General features: G+C 66.8%; 16 protein-coding genes. 5 read left to right on the top strand and 11 right to left on the bottom strand.

Annotated elements, in window-relative coordinates; all coding sequences use genetic code 11:
* Positions 1-14 precede the first annotated feature (14 nt).
* The 11 genes from Q3A80_RS29745 to Q3A80_RS29695 all read right to left on the bottom strand — a co-directional run bounded on the left by Q3A80_RS29745 (position 15) and on the right by Q3A80_RS29695 (position 8391).
* Entirely contained in the window at positions 15-458 is a 444-nt protein-coding gene (locus Q3A80_RS29745) for a TadE/TadG family type IV pilus assembly protein (RefSeq protein ID WP_446332364.1), read from the bottom strand.
* Positions 455-988 (bottom strand): TadE/TadG family type IV pilus assembly protein, encoded by a 534-nt coding sequence (locus Q3A80_RS29740; RefSeq protein ID WP_446332363.1) that lies wholly within the window; start codon positions 986-988, stop codon positions 455-457. The genes Q3A80_RS29745 and Q3A80_RS29740 overlap by 4 nt, the downstream gene beginning before the upstream one ends.
* 13 nt (positions 989-1001) lie before the next feature.
* Positions 1002-2273: a pilus assembly protein TadG-related protein gene (locus tag Q3A80_RS29735; RefSeq protein WP_446332362.1), complete on the bottom strand. Its 1272-nt coding sequence runs from the start codon at positions 2271-2273 to the stop codon at positions 1002-1004.
* A 25-nt stretch (positions 2274-2298) separates the two neighbouring features.
* Positions 2299-2595 (bottom strand): hypothetical protein, encoded by a 297-nt coding sequence (locus Q3A80_RS29730; RefSeq protein WP_446332361.1) that lies wholly within the window; start codon positions 2593-2595, stop codon positions 2299-2301.
* A gap of 20 nt (positions 2596-2615) precedes the next feature.
* Positions 2616-4598 carry a type II and III secretion system protein family protein gene (locus tag Q3A80_RS29725; protein ID WP_446332360.1) on the bottom strand — a complete coding sequence of 661 codons (1983 nt, stop codon included), beginning with the start codon at positions 4596-4598 and terminating at the stop codon, positions 2616-2618.
* A 113-nt stretch (positions 4599-4711) separates the two neighbouring features.
* Positions 4712-5551, bottom strand: coding sequence for a Flp pilus assembly protein CpaB (cpaB, locus tag Q3A80_RS29720; RefSeq protein WP_446332359.1), 840 nt, complete (start codon positions 5549-5551; stop codon positions 4712-4714).
* 35 nt (positions 5552-5586) lie between these two features.
* Positions 5587-6984 (bottom strand): ATP-binding protein, encoded by a 1398-nt coding sequence (locus Q3A80_RS29715; protein WP_446332358.1) that lies wholly within the window; start codon positions 6982-6984, stop codon positions 5587-5589.
* Between the two features lie 27 nt (positions 6985-7011).
* Positions 7012-7551: an A24 family peptidase gene (locus Q3A80_RS29710; protein WP_446332357.1), complete on the bottom strand. Its 540-nt coding sequence runs from the start codon at positions 7549-7551 to the stop codon at positions 7012-7014.
* A 28-nt stretch (positions 7552-7579) separates the two neighbouring features.
* Complete coding sequence (locus Q3A80_RS29705) at positions 7580-7873, bottom strand: Flp family type IVb pilin (RefSeq protein ID WP_446332356.1); 294 nt, start codon at positions 7871-7873, stop codon at positions 7580-7582.
* A gap of 5 nt (positions 7874-7878) precedes the next feature.
* Positions 7879-8061, bottom strand: a complete 183-nt coding sequence (locus Q3A80_RS29700; RefSeq protein WP_446332355.1) for a Flp family type IVb pilin — start codon at positions 8059-8061, stop codon at positions 7879-7881.
* 138 nt (positions 8062-8199) lie between these two features.
* On the bottom strand, positions 8200-8391 hold the full coding sequence (locus tag Q3A80_RS29695) for a Flp family type IVb pilin (protein ID WP_446332354.1): 192 nt from the start codon (positions 8389-8391) through the stop codon (positions 8200-8202).
* Positions 8392-9445: 1054 nt separating this feature from the next.
* On the opposite strand from Q3A80_RS29695, the gene Q3A80_RS29690 reads away from it, so the two are divergent.
* The 5 genes from Q3A80_RS29690 (at position 9446) to Q3A80_RS29670 (ending at position 14772) form a co-directional block, all read left to right on the top strand.
* Positions 9446-10684, top strand: a complete 1239-nt coding sequence (locus Q3A80_RS29690) for a glycosyltransferase family 87 protein (protein WP_446332353.1) — start codon at positions 9446-9448, stop codon at positions 10682-10684.
* Complete coding sequence (locus tag Q3A80_RS29685; RefSeq protein ID WP_446332352.1) at positions 10681-12060, top strand: glycosyltransferase 87 family protein; 1380 nt, start codon at positions 10681-10683, stop codon at positions 12058-12060. Before Q3A80_RS29690 ends, Q3A80_RS29685 begins: the two co-directional genes overlap by 4 nt.
* Positions 12061-12085: 25 nt before the next feature.
* Entirely contained in the window at positions 12086-13129 is a 1044-nt protein-coding gene (locus Q3A80_RS29680) for a glycosyltransferase family 2 protein (RefSeq protein WP_446332351.1), read from the top strand.
* 15 nt (positions 13130-13144) lie between these two features.
* Complete coding sequence (locus tag Q3A80_RS29675) at positions 13145-13528, top strand: GtrA family protein (RefSeq protein ID WP_446332350.1); 384 nt, start codon at positions 13145-13147, stop codon at positions 13526-13528.
* Positions 13529-13647: 119 nt separating this feature from the next.
* The gene (locus Q3A80_RS29670) at positions 13648-14772 is read left to right on the top strand and encodes a glycosyltransferase family 87 protein (RefSeq protein WP_446332349.1); all 1125 of its coding nucleotides are present in this window, start codon (positions 13648-13650) and stop codon (positions 14770-14772) included.
* Positions 14773-15150: the final 378 nt, after the last annotated feature.

Genomic DNA, 15150 nt, shown 5'->3' with positions numbered 1-15150 from the left:
CCTCGTCGGTTCGATTATTGACAGGCGGTGCCGCCCGTCGAGGAGTTCAGGCTTTCCCGCGGCAGCGTCGTGGTGAACGGCGGCATCGTGAGCGTGGCGTTCGCGATCGGAATCATCGTCTTGACAGTGACGTTGGTGACGCTGAGGGTGACGAACGAGCAGGAGCTCACGTCGCAACCCGACGGGGTGTAGGTCACCGACACGTTCGCGTTCGCCAGGATCGGCAGCAGCGACCGGACGCGCTTCACGACGCCGGCGGCGTTCACGTCGCAGACGATTGCCGTGCGCGCGCCGAGACGCAGCGCTTCGCTCGCGGTGTTCCAGTAGAACAGCACGCGCCCGAGTTCGAGGATGCCGATCAGCAGCATCACCAAGATCGACGCGACCAGCGCGAATTCGACGATCGTCGCGCCGCGCTGCGCGCGGTGACGCGACAGCGGAAACGGACGCGCGTTCATGACACTTGCCTCATCACGGTGACGATGTTGCCGAAGGTGATCGACGACAGCCCCGGGTAGGCCGGAATCGGCTGGTACTTGTAGCCCTTCACCTTCACCTCGACGACGTTGATGCTGCCGGTCGCCGTGCCGCTCGCCGCGTTGTTGGTCGAGTCGTAGGTCGGCAGGTTCGCGAATTGCGGTGGGTCGGACGCGTCCGCGCAATCGGTCGAATGCTGAGCATCGCAAACGATCACCATCGATGTCGTGAGCCCTGGCAGCAGCTCGGTGCCGGCCGCGCCGCAGGTCGTGTTGCCGTACACGACGAGGCACTGCGCCGCCGCGAGCGGATACGCGCTGTCGGTCGGCAGAAAGACCGACAGATAACGCGCCGCGTCGCGCGTCGACTTGGTCAGCGTTTCGTACTGGTAGATCGCGCGGCCGAACTCGGCCACGCCGGTCGCGAGCACGATCATCGGCATCAGCACGAGCGCGAACTCGACCGCGGCGACGCCGCGCATGCGCGAACGGCGGATCGGGAGCCTTTTCATGATCGCGTCTCCTCTATTGAACGAGCATCGGCACCTTGAGGCCGACCGAGCTGCCGCTGCCCGGCAAACCGTGCGTCGCGCAGGGCGTGCTGCCGGACGATGCCGAGCCGAGATATTCGAGATGCGCGACGACCCCGCCCGCGCCCGGGCTGAACGGCAGCGGATCGAGCATCAGCACGCAGTCCCACTGCGTGACGTGCACCTTGCCGCTTGCCCCCGACAGCGTCGAGCAGTCGCCCTCGGGCGCCAGCGCGACGCGGCGGTCGCCGCCGTACGTCTGGTAATTGCTGGCCGTCGCGGTCCCGTTGGTCGCGATGCCGCTGCCGCCCGGCGGTGCGCCATCGCCCTGGTACGGTTTGAACGCCGCGCGATCCTTCACGAACTGCGTGTATGCATCGCCGAGGATGCCGGCCGTTCCCGGCGGCCCGTAATTCGGGCCGACGTACGCGTAGCCGGTGAAGTCCGGCTGGCCGCTCGAACCGTTGGCACCGTTCGTATAGATGCCGAAGCGGGTGTTCCATGCGCGCAGCGCCGCTGACTTCAGGCCGGTCGAGCCGAGGTCGGGCGGGGACGTGATATTGCAGGTGTTGCCCGACAGTTCGCTCGCGATGGTCGTCTCGTTGGTCGAACCGTCGAGCGCCGCCCAGCCGAAGTTGCCGGGCCCGTACGTCGTCGACGAACCGGACGGCGACGAGATCCAGTCGCCGACCTTGTACGCCGCGCCGGACGCGGCGCTGCACACGAACACCGGGATCGCGCAGGTGGTCTGGCCGGCGCCGACCGTCGCGATCGCGCTCGCCGACACTTGCGCAGCGTTCGCGACCTGCACGCCGGGAATCGTATTGAGCACCTCGATGAACCAGTGCGCGATGTTGCTCAACTGCGCCGTGCACTTCACATATTTGATGTTCGCCGGCGTGGCGACTGCCGACTTGGTCAGGAACGGATTGGTCAGCGAATCGCTGAACGTGACGTTCGAATCCGTCTGCATCTGCACCGCATTTTGTTGAAAGAACGCGAAATTCGCGTGGCCGGCGGCGATGCCGTCCGCTTCCGCGACCTGCAGGCTGATGGCCGAAGTCAGGTCGCGCGCGGCGGACAGCGCGCATGCGTCCGCGCTGTTCTGCAGTTCGCTGCGCGTGACGTACAACTTGCCGAGGTCCAGCGCGAGACCGACGAACCCGATCATCACCGCCAGTGAGAGACCGACGATGATCGCGACGGCGCCTTGCTGACGACGGCGACTGCGACGCGTGAGTTTCGGATGACGAGCTGCGCTGGACATGGCGTTCTCCCTGAGCGTGCCTCTTTTATTGCGACGACTTGCCGATGCCGATCACGAACGCGTTGCCTTTCGGCTCCGGCTGCTTGAACGACTTGTCATAGTTGTCGAGTGCGGCCGCGGCGGCACTGCCGTCGACCCCCGGACGCGCGGCCGCGTGTTCGGCGGCATGCGGATCGATGATCTGGGCTTGCGTGACGGCGCGGACGGAATCGCCGAAGCGGGTGTCCCACACCGGGGTCGACGACATGCAGCCGGCGAGCGCGAACGCGAGCGGAACGGCGAGCGCCGCGCGGCGCACGAATACGAGGTAGGCGGATTTCATGAGCTTCCCCTTGGATGGCTTCAACGATCGGTGGACGCGGGTTCCGGAGTCGCCCGCGCGAGCTGCGCGTGGACGGCGGCCGGTTGCCGGTGTTTCTGACGCGACGACGGCCTGGCCGGCGTGTCGGCGCCGGCCGCCGCGAGACGCGCGGCAGCGGCTTCGATGCGCGCGATCCGCGCCGAGCTGGCCGCGTCCGCCTGTGGTTGCGACCGAGACGCCGGCTGCGATTCCGGCTGCCCCACATCCACGGGCGAAACGCTCACCGAGCCTGCCGCGTCGGCTGCGGCTGCTGCCTTCTCGGGCTGCGCCGGCACCGGTGCCGGCGCGTCGACGGGCTGCGGCGCGCGCGGCGCGGGCAGCGCGGCGGCCGGTGCGGCCGTCGCACCCGATTGCGGTGCCGGAGCCGGCGCCTGGGCAGGCGTCTGCGGTGCATCCGCCGCACCGTTCGCCGGTTGCGCCCCCGACCTGCGGACACCCTTGCGGCCTTCCATGTTGCCGGTCGCGAACACGTCGGCTTCGTTCGGCTTCGAGAAGCTGTCGGTCGGCAGCGGCACGTCGGCAGTCTGCAGCGGCCTCACCAGATGCGGCGTGATCAGGAAGATCAACTCGGTGCGGTCCTGCTGGAACGACGTGCTGCGGAACAGCGCACCGAGCACCGGCACCTCGCCGACGCCCGGGATCGCCTTCAGCGCACCGCTGGCGTTGTCCTTGATCAGTCCGCCGATCGCGAACGATTCGCCGTCGCTCATCTGGACCGTCGTCGACGCGCGCCGCGTGGTGATCAGCGGCAGGATCGACGTGCCGCCGACGTTGGTCGCGCTCAACGTGACGCCCGTCGGCGACAGTTCCGACACTTCCGGCGCCACCTTCAGGCTGATCCGTCCGTTCGCGAGCACCGTCGGCGTGAACTTCAGCGCGACACCGAACTCCTCTTCCTGCAGCGTGATCGACGACGTGCCGTTGCCGCTCGTCTGCGGGACCGGAATGAAGATCTTGCCGCCGGCGAGGAAGGTCGCTTCCTGGCCGCTGATCGTCACGAGGTTCGGCTCCGCGAGGATCTTGACCAGGTTGTCGGTGTTCTGCGCATCGGCCGCGATGCTGAACGGCTTGTTGTTCGCCTTGTTGAAGATGGCCCCGCTCGCGACACCGGCGAGCAGGTTGCTCACCAGCGCACCGCTCCACGAGCCGAAGCCGCCCTGGATGTTGAATGCGCTGCCCATCTGGTTGATCAGCGTCTTCGACACTTCGGCGACCTTCACCTCGAGCATCACCTGTTGCGGCGACGTGACGGCGAGCATGTTCAGCACGCCGCCGCCCTTGGCGGCCCCGTCGCCGCCGCCCGCGCTGTCGCCGTAGGCACGCGCGATCTGCATGGCCTGCTGCGCGGCCTGCGAGTTCGACACGGTGCCGGCCAGCACGATCGTGCCGGCGGCGGTCGATACGTGAATGTCGCGCTCGTTCGGCATCAACTGCATCAGCGAGGCCTGCAGGCCGCCGGCGTCCGCGCCGACCGCGACGTCGATCACGCGGCACGCGCCGCTACGGCCCTGCACGATCATGTTGGTCGTACCCACCGACAGCCCGAGGATGTACAGCGTCTGCGGCGACACCATCGTCGCCTGCGCGACGGCCGGGTTGCCGATGGTCCGGTTGCGGACCGGCTCCGGCATCGGCACGAGCAGCGACTTGCCGAGCGGCACGCTGACGCTGGTCGAGTCGCGCACCGCGCCCACGCAGTTCGGTCCGCGCAGCGGGCCCGCCGACGCGGCGGGTGCGGCGGCTGCTGCCGGCGCCATGCTGATCGTCATCTGCATCGGGCCCTTCGCGACGGCGGCCGGTGCGCTCGCACCGCCTTTCATCAGCGCGGCCGATTCGGCGCCTTCCTGGGCGAGCGCGCTGTACACGGTCAGCGTTCCCGCGCAAAGGATCGCGGCCATCATCGTGCCCCGTGCGATGCGCGTGCGCATCGGACCGGCACCTGAGTGTTGCGGATTGATCTTCATTTCGACTGATCCCCCGAGTGACCGGCGAACTGCCGGTTGTCGCCTTCCAAGGCCGCCGTGCGTTGACGGCGGCCGATCTGGTTAATCTGGTTATCTGGATGTGTTCTGCGATTTCAGAAGCATTCGACGCTGCCGCGCACGCCGGTCAGCACGCCGACGCAGTCGCGGTGGGCTTCGGGTGCCGCGTGCGATGCGACACGCACGCGCACGGTCTTCACGGGCGCAGGAGCGGGAGCCGCCGGTGCCGCGGGCGCCTTGCCGAGCAGCGTCAGCTTGGTCGCGCCGTCGGTCGTGAGCGTCTTCTGGTCGATCTGGTTGCGCAGCACGAGCGACAGCGTGCCGACGCTGCGCGCGAGGTCGAGGCGTTCGGCCTGTTCGGGCGTGACTTCGAGCGTCACCGCGTTGACGACCTTCGGTGCGGTGTCGTCGCGGCTGACCTGCTGCGCGACGGCCAGCACGAGGATGTGCTCGAGCACGATCTTCGAGATCGACTGGCCGTCGGTCTTGCCCTGTTGCTCCTGCGTGTTGACGATCACGTCGACGTAGTTGCCGGGCAGCGCGAAGCCCGCGACGCCGACCACGTCGTTCACGCGCACGGTGATCGCGCGGCTGCCGTCGGCGATCACCGCGGACAGCCCGCCCTTCGTGCCGACCGGCGCGAGCTTCGACTCGATCACCGGTTCGCCGCGCGCGAGGCTCGTGCGCACGACGCGGCCTTCGAGTTCCTTGGTATCGGTGAATGCACCGGTGGGTACGCTCCCCGACGGCCAGCTCACCATGTGGATCTGGTTCGGCCCGAGCGGCTCGCCCAGGTTGAGGTCCGTGGTCGCCACCGCGACCGACGTGACCGAGCTGGTGGACGTCTGCACCAGCCAGCGCGACGCGAAGACGACCGCGGCAAGCCCCGCGACCATTGCGACGACCAGCATCATGACCGCTCGACTGTTTTTCATGGCTATGCTCCTCGATGAATCGTGAAAGAAACGGCTCAACCGGTGACGAACGTACGACCCGCACGCTCGCCCGGCGGCGGATGGCTGCCGTCGCGCTCGGGCGCTGCGCCGAAGTAGCTCGCCCACGCGTCGTACAGCGCGTCGTGCGTCACCTCGGGCGGCTCGCCGCGATAACGCGCGCCGGCGGCCACGAGGCGCAGCAAGTCCGCCGGAAAGCATGCGAGAAAGGCCTTGCCGGTCGGGAAGTGCAGCCGATGCAGCAGGAATTCGAATGCGTCGTTCGCCGACACGAGGCCCAGCGATGCGCAGGCCGCGTCGTACACGGCACGGTAATCGTCGATCGACATCGGACCGATGTGGAGCTTCGAGCCGAGGCGGCGCAGGAATGCATCGTCGGCGAACTGCTCGGGCGCGAGGTTGCTCGAGAACACGGGCCACACGTCGAACGGCAGCACGAAGCGGTTGCCGGATTCGAGCGTCAGGAAATCGACGCCGCGATCGAGCGGGCGCAGCCAGCGGTTGAGCAGGTCGCGCGGCTCGACGCGCTGGCGGCCGAGGTCGTCGACGATGTACATGCCCATGTTCGCCTTCATGTGCGGCGGCGCCTGGTAGAAGCCGGCCGCTTCGTCGCGGCGCAGGTCCAGTTCGGCGAGTGTCAGCTCGCCGCCGGACATCACGACCGGCCGCTCGCACAGGCGCCAGCGACGATCGACCGATTGGCCGCTTTGCACCGCCACGTCGACATGCACGAGCGGGTCGTAGATCTGGATCACTTCGCCTGCGGCGCAGATCGCGTACGGCACCGGCACCCGCCCGCGCATCAGCGAACCCAACCGTTCGGCGAGGAAGGTCTTGCCGCTGCCGGCCGGGCCGTAGATCAGTAGCGGACGGCCCGCATTCAGTGCCGCGGCCGCCGAATCGAGCACGGCCGTGTCGATCACGACCCCTTCGAACGCTTCCCACACGTCGCGACAACCAATGTGCAGCTTGCGGACCGAATGCGTGCTCACGCACTCGAGATACGCTTCGAGCGTCACGGGCGCCGGTCCGCTGTAGCCGCTGCGCGCCTTTTCCTCGAGCGCGAGCACACGGCCCGCGTCGGTCAGCCGGAACGTCACGTCGAGATCGGTCGCGCCGCGATGGGTCAACTCGACGAGATGCTCGCGCACCAGGAATGCGAACACGTCGTCGAGCACCGCGAGCGGCAGGCAATGCCGCTCGACCAGGTCACCGTAAGACGGGCGGCCGAGGATCAGCGTCGACTTCAGCACGAGGCCGGCGACGAACGTCATGCTCAGCCCGGTGTCCTCGAGCGAGCGCGGCGCTGCCGGCAACTGGGCGCCGATCTTCGTGTGGACTTCCCGCGACGGCGCCGGATCGGGCAGGTGTGACACCTGCGCATCGCGTCTCGGTTCGGTGTGGTTCGTGTTCATGTTCGTCCTCGTTGCAGGTGCGTCGCGTTAAGCACACGACGCGAACAGCATCCCGAGCGTGCCGGCCGCGATCGCCACGCCGTACGGCAGCGTGCCGACCGATGCGCTTTCCGCGGGGCCGCCGGCTACCCCCGGGCCCGCCTTGTGCGCACCGCGTACGATCAATGCGCGAACGTTCGCCAGCATCTCGCGCATCCGGCCACGCACGAGCACGAATCCGATTGCGCCGATCCCGCCGGCCACGAAAGTGGCGAGCACGATGTAGAACGTCATTTCGGCTCCCACCCATGCCCCGATCGCGAGCATCAGCTTCACGTCGCCGGCCGCCATCCCGCGCAACAGGTAGAACGGCAGCAGCAAGCCGAAGCCGGTCGCCGCGCCGCCGAGCCAGCCGAGTATGCCCGCCACCAAGCCGTGCAGCAGGCACTGCGCGACCAGTGCACCGGCGAGCCCGACCGCGACGAGACGGTTCGGAATACGGCGGCTCGCGATGTCCGTGCTGGCCGCTGCGACGGCGAGCAGCGTCACGCACAGCGGAACCGGATAGGGCGGCGCAACGAGCAGCATGGCGAACCTCGCAGGTCGAATGGGGGCGTCAGGAAACCAGGGCAAGCGCTGTGGTCACGGCCGCCGTCACGGCCGCCGCGATCACCTGAAACGTGTCGTTCACCGAGCTTCTCAGCGTGACGACGCTGCCCAGCACCGCGACCGCGAACATCGCACCGAGCAATGCATACTCGATCGACGTCGCGCCTTGCTCGTCGCCGATTCGGGCGAGTGCGGCACGCATATTGGCCTTCATGACGATCTCCGGTTTCCGGTCGGTCGGGAGAGTGATGGCGGCTCGAGCACTGCACCGGCCGAGCCGCCCGCACACCTCGTCGTTCAACGACGTCAAACGGCCGAGTTCAGATCGTCGGCGATCGTGCTGAACACGGTCGCCAGATCCTTGCCGATGGTCGACAGCGCGGTGATGATGCCGACGGCGATCAGTGCGGCGATCAGGCCGTATTCGATGGCGGTCACGCCGTCTTCATCGCGAACGAAGCGGCTGGCTTGTTGAATGAGCTGGGACATGATGATCTCCTTGAGTTACGTTCAAGACCCTCGCGTGCCGGCCTGATCGAGCGATCGGCGTCGATACGTCGAGGAATGCTGACAATGCCGTATGGTGGCGATGAACGATCCGGATGAACCGCTCCCCCCTTCCGTCCATCAGAAGCCTGTTACTGCCGAATCCAGATCTGCGGCGATCGTGCTGAACACGGTCTGCAGATCGGTGCCGACCGTGGTCAGCGCGACGACGATGCCGATCACGATCAGCGCGGCGATCAGACCGTATTCGATGGCCGTCACGCCTTCCTCATCCTGGATGAACCACGGAATCTTCTCGATCAAGCTACGCATGTGCACACTCCTTTCGGACTGCTATTGATAATCCCTTCGTCTGTCACGACGTCGGGGATGGGCACCACCGGCACTACGCGAGAAATCGAAACGCGACGCTCAGCTGCGATGGCAGGGATGCACACGCCTGCCCGTGCGAACGGTTGTCAAAGAGGCGGAAGACAAGAGAACCGCGCGTGGCGCAGCCGGCCCGACGATCCAGGCATGCCGGCCGAATCGAACGGCGACGCTGCCGTTCGACGCGTGGAATCCAATTGAACGGGAGACGAACTCCCGGAGAAGCTGAAACCTGCTTCTGTCGCGGCTTGCCGACCGCGATGCGCTGTGGTCTTTCATTTTTTATTCCCCAAGTGCTGCCATGCCGATTTTCTTGTCGCCCAGAAGAAACCGGGTCTCGTCGGTCGATCGGCGAAGGTACGTGCGGTTCGGTGGCCCGGAGCTGCGTACCTTCCCCGACGCGCCCGGGCCTTTCGTTCCGCAGGTGATTCGGGGCCGGTTCGATTCGTCATTCGTCGCAACCGCCCGGTCGTCACCTCGTCGACTGCCGTGCCGAGGCTTACGCAAAGAGCAGGCCATATCGCGAGGAATCCATATGCATCAACGGTTTCGGCGATACCCGTGTTCCGCGGCGCCGGGCGCAACGTCGAAAATGTTTCAGATTTGATATGCGTGCGATCCGACGCAGCCGAGCCGGAATGCGCGCTACGGCTCTGCGCGCGCGGCAAAAAAAATTTCGTCGGTATTTTCCCGAACGCGAGACGCCGGTCGCCGGCCGCTTGTCCAGGGGGCTGCAGCAGCGCAGCAAAACGTGGAATGTTTCAACTCGGAAACACGAAACCTTTGCGCCGCGTTTTCTCATACCAGAAAACGCGGTGATTACGCGTATTGCGACTCTTTCCCGATCCCGGTGTTGAGTACGCGGTTTGCATCACGCGATTTTTTCTCCAACAATGGGTTCACCGGACAACGCCGTTTCAGAGCGATTCGATCCGCAGGCACGACGACAGCAAACGGCTGCGGCAGACCACGCAGCCTCCACTACAGACGGGGCATCATGTACACAGCCAATCGTGGAACGCGCGATCGCGCAATACGCTGTGCTCAATGGCTGACAGCCGACCGGATCGTTCCGTACAGCTGCATCATGCTGATGCTCTTCGTTGCATTGGCAATCGTCTGGGGCGTCGTGACCGACGGCTTCACGTCGAGCGCGACGAGCCGCCCCGGCACCGACTTCTCGGTCTTCTGGACTGCTTCCAATCTCGTGTTGCAAGGCCACGCGTCCTGGGCCTACGACACTTCGTCATTCCTGCAGGCTGAATCCCTGCACTTCGGTGCATATCTGCAGCATCAGCCGCTTCCCTGGCTCTATCCGCCGACGATGTTGCTGCTCGTCGCGCCGGTTGCCCTTGTGCCTTTCCTGCCCGCTTACTTCCTCTTTCTCGCGGGCAGTCTTTTATGCTACGCGTACGCCGTCACCCGGTTGTCGGGGCTGCGTACGCATCTTCCCGCGCCGCGCGCCGCAGGCCTCGTGATGGTCGGATACTCGGCGGTATGCCTGTCCGCGCTGTTCGGCCAGAACAGCATCCTGACCGCCGGCGTCGCCGCACTCGCATTGCAGCTGCTCGGCAAGCGTCCGGTTCTCGCCGGCGTGCTGATCGGACTGCTCGCGATCAAGCCGCAGCTGGCCGTGGTATTCCCGTTCGTGCTGATCGCCGCACGTGCATGGCGCACCTTCGCGGCCGCGGCGATCACCGCGACGCTGTTCGCGGCGGCCGGGATCGCACTGGCCGGCCCCGCCGCGCTGCATGGCCTGGCTCATGCGATGTCGACGGTCCGCGACCAGCATTTCATGCAGGCGTCGTACTGGCTCGCGTCGCCGACCCTGTTCGCCGCATTGCGGCTCGCCCATGTGTCGGTGACAGCCGCGCTGGCCGCGCAGGCAGCGGTTGCGCTGCTTGCCATCGCAGCAGCCGTCCACGTGTGGCGCCGGACGCATGACATGCGTCTGCGCGCGGCGGTACTGGCCGTCGCCACGCTGCTGACGACGCCGTACCTGTGGAGTTACGAACTGACGTGGCTCGGCATCGCGCTGTTCTGTCTGATCGCATGCGGCCTCGACGACGGCTGGTTGCCGGGCGAGCAATTCATCCTCGTGCTAGCGTGGCTGCTGCCGATCTTCGAGATGCTGAACCGGCTGATGAAGCTGCCGCAGATCGGGCCGTTCGTGCTGCTCGCGGTACTGTTCGTCGTCGTGCGCCGCGCGGCGCTCGCCGAGCGGAGCGAGCGATGAAAACGCCGCCGTTCGCCCGCCATGCGCAGTCGGCCTTCGATCTCCATCCGGAGCTCCCGGTCGCCGGCCCCCGCCGCTTTCCGCACTGGCTCAACCGCGATCGCGTACGCCTCTATGCAGTCGGCGCGCTACTGGCCGAATTGCTGTTCATCGGCATCTACCTGTTCCGCGTATCGCTTGCGCATCATGGCGGCCCCGAACCGCTGTCGCAGGATTTCTCGCCGATCTGGAGCGCCGCACGGCTCGCAGCACGCGGGCATGCAGTCGACGCATGGAATTTCCCGGCGTTGTTCGCGCTCGAGAAGCTCGCGGTCCCGACGATGACCGTCGCGGACGGCACGCTGCCGTGGCTCTACCCGCCTACCATGCTGCTGTTCGTGCTGCCGCTCGGCTGGCTGCCGTACACGCTCGCCGTCGTGCTGTGGCTCGGCGCGACCTGCCTGGCATTCGCCGCGATGATCCGGGCAATCGTGCAGCGCGACGCCGCTCTGCTCTGCGCGCTCGCGTTCCCCGGTGCGTTCCTGACGGTCATCGTGGGCCAGACGAGCCTCTTTACCGCGACGCTTGCCGGCATCGGACTGCTCGCGCTGAACCGCCGCCCGGTCGCCGCCGGCATCTGTTTCGGTTTGCTGACGATGAAGCCGCAACTCGCCGTGCTGTTCCCGCTTGCTCTGCTGTGCGCCGGGCAATGGCGCGCGTTGGCCGCATGGGCCGCGACGGTCGTCGGCGGCACCGCGCTCGCGACGCTCGTGTTCGGGATCGACACGTGGTTCGCGTTCGCGCACGGGATCCGCGACGCCCTCCTGATCGTCAGCAGCGGCCAGTCGAGGCTCGCACGGATGCCGACCCTGCTGGCGCTCGCGACGATGGCCGGCTGGCCCGCGTACGTCGCCCGCGCACTGCAGCTGCTGTCGGCAACGGTCGCCGCGATCGCCGTCGTCTACGCCTGGCGCGGCGCGTGCTCGTACGCGCTGCGTGCCGCGACCATCGCTTGCGCGTGCCTGCTAGTGAGCCCCTACCTGTACGACTACGACCTCACCTGGTACGGGCTCGTGATCGCGTGGTACGCGCGCTACGCATGGACGCACGGCTGGCGTCGCTTCGATCGCGAATGGCTGCTGCTGATGTGGGTGATGCCGCTGGCCGGCCTGTTGCTGGTGCCGCGCCTGTCGCTCCAGTTCATGCCGCTGGTCACGCTTGCGTCGCTCGCGCTGCTCGTCAGCCGGATTGCACAAGAGCGGCGCGATGTGCCGTCGTTGCCTGACGCACGCGACCGTTCGACCGAGACCGGCTTTACGCATCCGGTCCGACCGCACCACCGTCCGGCGCACGGACTGCGCCGCATCGGCCGCCCGACTTTCGGGCGCGGCCGCTGATCCGGCATTACTCAGGGGAACCATCATGCGCGATTCACTCTACACGCCGCTCGTGTCGCTCGTCGTGCCGTTCTACAACGAAGGCGAGGCCGTCGAACGCTTCTTCGACGTCGTGATTCCGCTGATGGCCGGTCTCGACACGATCCGCTTCGAGATCGTCTGCGTGAACGACGGCAGCCGCGACGACACGCTCGAGCGCCTCGTCCGCGTCAGCATGAGCGACCGCCGCGTGCGCGTGGTCGATCTCACGCGCAATTTCGGCAAGGAGGCTGCGCTGACCGCCGGTCTCGACGAAGCCGCCGGCGATGCCGTGATCCCGCTCGACGCCGATCTGCAGGATCCGCCGAGCCTGATTCCGGTGATGCTCGAACACTGGCGCGACGGCGCGGAAGTCGTCGCCGCGAAACGCAGCAGCCGTGCATGCGATTCGTTCGCGAAGCGCACCGCCGCCGCGATCTATTACCGCGTGCACAATCTGCTGTCCGACGTGAAACTGCCGGAGAACGTCGGCGACTTCCGGCTGATGGACCGCAAGGTCGTCAACGCGCTGCGCAGCCTGCCCGAGCGGCATCGCTTCATGAAAGGGCTGTTCGCGTGGGTCGGCTACCGGACCGTGATCGTCGAATATCAGCGCGACGCACGCAGCGCCGGACACTCGAAGTTCTCCGGATGGAAGCTGTGGAATTTCGCGCTCGAGGGCATCACGAGCTTCAGCACCGTGCCGCTGCGCAGCTGGACCTACATCGGCCTCGGCATTGCGGCGCTCGCGTTCCTGTACGGCTCGTTCATCGTCGGCCGCACGCTGCTGTTCGGCAATCCGGTGCTCGGCTACTCGTCGCTGCTGTCCGTCGTGCTGTTCATCGGCGGCATCGAGCTCGTCGGCATCGGTGTGGTCGGCGAGTACATCGGGCGCATCTACGACGAGTCCAAGCAACGTCCGGTCTATCTGATTCGCCGCCGCTATCAGGCGCAAGGCAAGGTAGTCGAACTGCCGGTCGCACGCGATGCGCGGCGCACGGCCGCGCGCCGCCGCGTCCAGCCGGCTCGCGTGCGGGTCGGCGCGCGCTGACCGGCGGAGGTCGCGATGTTCCAGCTGCTCTATGCGGAACGCGTGCGACTCGCGCGCTTCGGCCTGTCCGGGCTCTGCTCGACGGCGCTTCACGCACTGATCGCGTGCGCGATGTACGCGCTGTTCGATGCGACACAGGTGCTCGCGAACGCCGTCGCATTCGTGTGCGCGACGGTGTTCTCGTATCTTGCCAATACGCTGTGGAGCTTCTCGTCGACGGTGCATTCGCGCAACCTGTTGCGCTTCCTGGCCGTCGCGCTGGCCGGCTTCACCGAGACGATGCTGCTCGCGCGTACCGCCGAGTTGCTCGACGTGCCGCGCGGGTGGAGCATCGTTGCGATCGCGCTGCTGATTCCGCCGACGACGTTCCTGATGCACCGGCTGTGGACGTATCGATGAAGCGCCCGGATCCGCGCGCTCATGCGGTGCCGACGTGATCGGGACGGGCGATCGTGAGCACATGGGATAGCACCCGGCAGCGTGTGAGCCGCGCGTCGCTTTATGCCGGTGCCGCGCTCGTGACGCAAATCGCCGCGCTCGCGATCTGGGGCGTCAAATACTACATGCTGAACGACCGAACCGCTCCGATGGTCGGAATCGATTTCGGCGTGTTCTGGGCGGCGGCCCGTGTCGCCATCGAACACGGCGCGCCAGCGGTATTCTCGGCCGACTGGATGCAACCTATCGAGGCCGAAATCAGGCCGACGGGCGCGTATGCGCCATTTCCGTACCCGCCGACGTTCCTGCTGGCCGTGCTTCCATTCGGCGCGTTGAAATTCGCCGGTGCCGTCGCGTTGTTCACGGCACTCGGGCTGAGCGCTTACAGCGCCGTCATCGCCCGTCTGTGCCGCGGTACGGGCCGTTCGGCATTGTTGGTCGTTGCCGCATTTCCCGGCGCCGCCCTCGCCATTTATGCCGGTCAGAATTCGCTGCTCACCGCAGCGGCGGCCGGCGGCGCACTCGCCCTGATGGAAGTCGCGCCGTTGCGCGCGGGCGCCTGCATCGCCTTTCTCGCGATCAAGCCGCAGTTCGGCATTCTTTTCCCGCTCGCGCTGCTGTGCGGCCGCCACTGGAAGGTACTGTCCGCTTCGGCCATCCTCGTCGTCGCATTCGCGGCATGCACCACCGCGGTGCTCGGCATCGATGCATGGCGCGCGTACTTGTCGTATCTGCCGGACTTCACGCGGTCGCTCCTGCTGAACGGCGACGATCATTGGGCTGGCATGCCGACCGTGTTTGCCGCGGCCAGAATGGCCGGTCTTCCGGTTGCCGGCGCGTACGCGTGTCACATGCTCGTTGCCGTCCCGGCCGCAATTTCCGCGTCGTATTTATGGGCCGTCCGCGCACGTTTCGAGCTGCGGGCCGCCGCGTTGTCGACTGCCACGCTGCTCATGCAGCCGTACATGATGAGCTACGACCTGGCGTGGCTCGGCCTCCCGATTGCGCTGCTCGCGCACGACGCGACACACCGCGAACTGAGCCGCGTCGATCGTGCGATCATCGGCATCGCGTGGCTGATGCCCGTGCAAGCGTGCTGCGTGCACATTTTCCCGCTGCCGTTCCATCTGGCACCCGCCGCGATGGTTGCTCTACTGGCCGTCGCCATGCAACGGCATGTCGCATCGCGACGCCAATCGACGTAATTTGCTCGCCGCGGGATGCCTCCCGCCGCGATACGCCGCTTCGCGCACGCGGGCGATAACCGGTAGCATGATGCGTGGCGCGGCCGGATCGCGACGCTGCAACGAAACTGTCACATCGCCTGAATCCGGTCGGCCGCCCCTTCCGTGCCGGCGATGCGCGCCTGCTTCGGCGCAGGCGCATCCCCAAGCACGAATCCTGCTTCACCCGCATCCGACATCCACCCGACGGCGGCTCGAACGCATCCCGTTACACGAGCCGCCCGCACGAGATTCGTCCATGCCCAGGAAAAAATCGAGCCTCTGGCTACGGCCGTTCGAGTTGTTGTCCGCCGCGGCGAGCCCGCGGCCCAAAAGGAAGACGACCAAACCGGCCGCAGC

Source organism: Burkholderia sp. SR8, assembly GCF_052851275.1.
Note: the sequence above shows the minus strand (reverse complement) of the source record. Positions and strands in the feature narration are given on the sequence as shown.

Coding starts and splice junctions, on each gene's coding strand:
- Q3A80_RS29730 (WP_446332361.1), bottom strand. CDS start 2,595: ATGAAATCCGCCTACCTCGTATTCGTGCGCCGCGCGGCGCTCGCCGTT.
- Q3A80_RS29680 (WP_446332351.1), top strand. CDS start 12,086: ATGCGCGATTCACTCTACACGCCGCTCGTGTCGCTCGTCGTGCCGTTC.
- Q3A80_RS29685 (WP_446332352.1), top strand. CDS start 10,681: ATGAAAACGCCGCCGTTCGCCCGCCATGCGCAGTCGGCCTTCGATCTC.
- Q3A80_RS29740 (WP_446332363.1), bottom strand. CDS start 988: ATGAAAAGGCTCCCGATCCGCCGTTCGCGCATGCGCGGCGTCGCCGCG.
- Q3A80_RS29710 (WP_446332357.1), bottom strand. CDS start 7,551: ATGCTGCTCGTTGCGCCGCCCTATCCGGTTCCGCTGTGCGTGACGCTG.
- Q3A80_RS29695 (WP_446332354.1), bottom strand. CDS start 8,391: ATGCGTAGCTTGATCGAGAAGATTCCGTGGTTCATCCAGGATGAGGAA.
- Q3A80_RS29735 (WP_446332362.1), bottom strand. CDS start 2,273: ATGTCCAGCGCAGCTCGTCATCCGAAACTCACGCGTCGCAGTCGCCGT.
- Q3A80_RS29715 (WP_446332358.1), bottom strand. CDS start 6,984: ATGAACACGAACCACACCGAACCGAGACGCGATGCGCAGGTGTCACAC.
- Q3A80_RS29675 (WP_446332350.1), top strand. CDS start 13,145: ATGTTCCAGCTGCTCTATGCGGAACGCGTGCGACTCGCGCGCTTCGGC.
- cpaB (WP_446332359.1), bottom strand. CDS start 5,551: ATGAAAAACAGTCGAGCGGTCATGATGCTGGTCGTCGCAATGGTCGCG.
- Q3A80_RS29745 (WP_446332364.1), bottom strand. CDS start 458: ATGAACGCGCGTCCGTTTCCGCTGTCGCGTCACCGCGCGCAGCGCGGC.
- Q3A80_RS29725 (WP_446332360.1), bottom strand. CDS start 4,598: ATGAAGATCAATCCGCAACACTCAGGTGCCGGTCCGATGCGCACGCGC.
- Q3A80_RS29700 (WP_446332355.1), bottom strand. CDS start 8,061: ATGTCCCAGCTCATTCAACAAGCCAGCCGCTTCGTTCGCGATGAAGAC.
- Q3A80_RS29690 (WP_446332353.1), top strand. CDS start 9,446: ATGTACACAGCCAATCGTGGAACGCGCGATCGCGCAATACGCTGTGCT.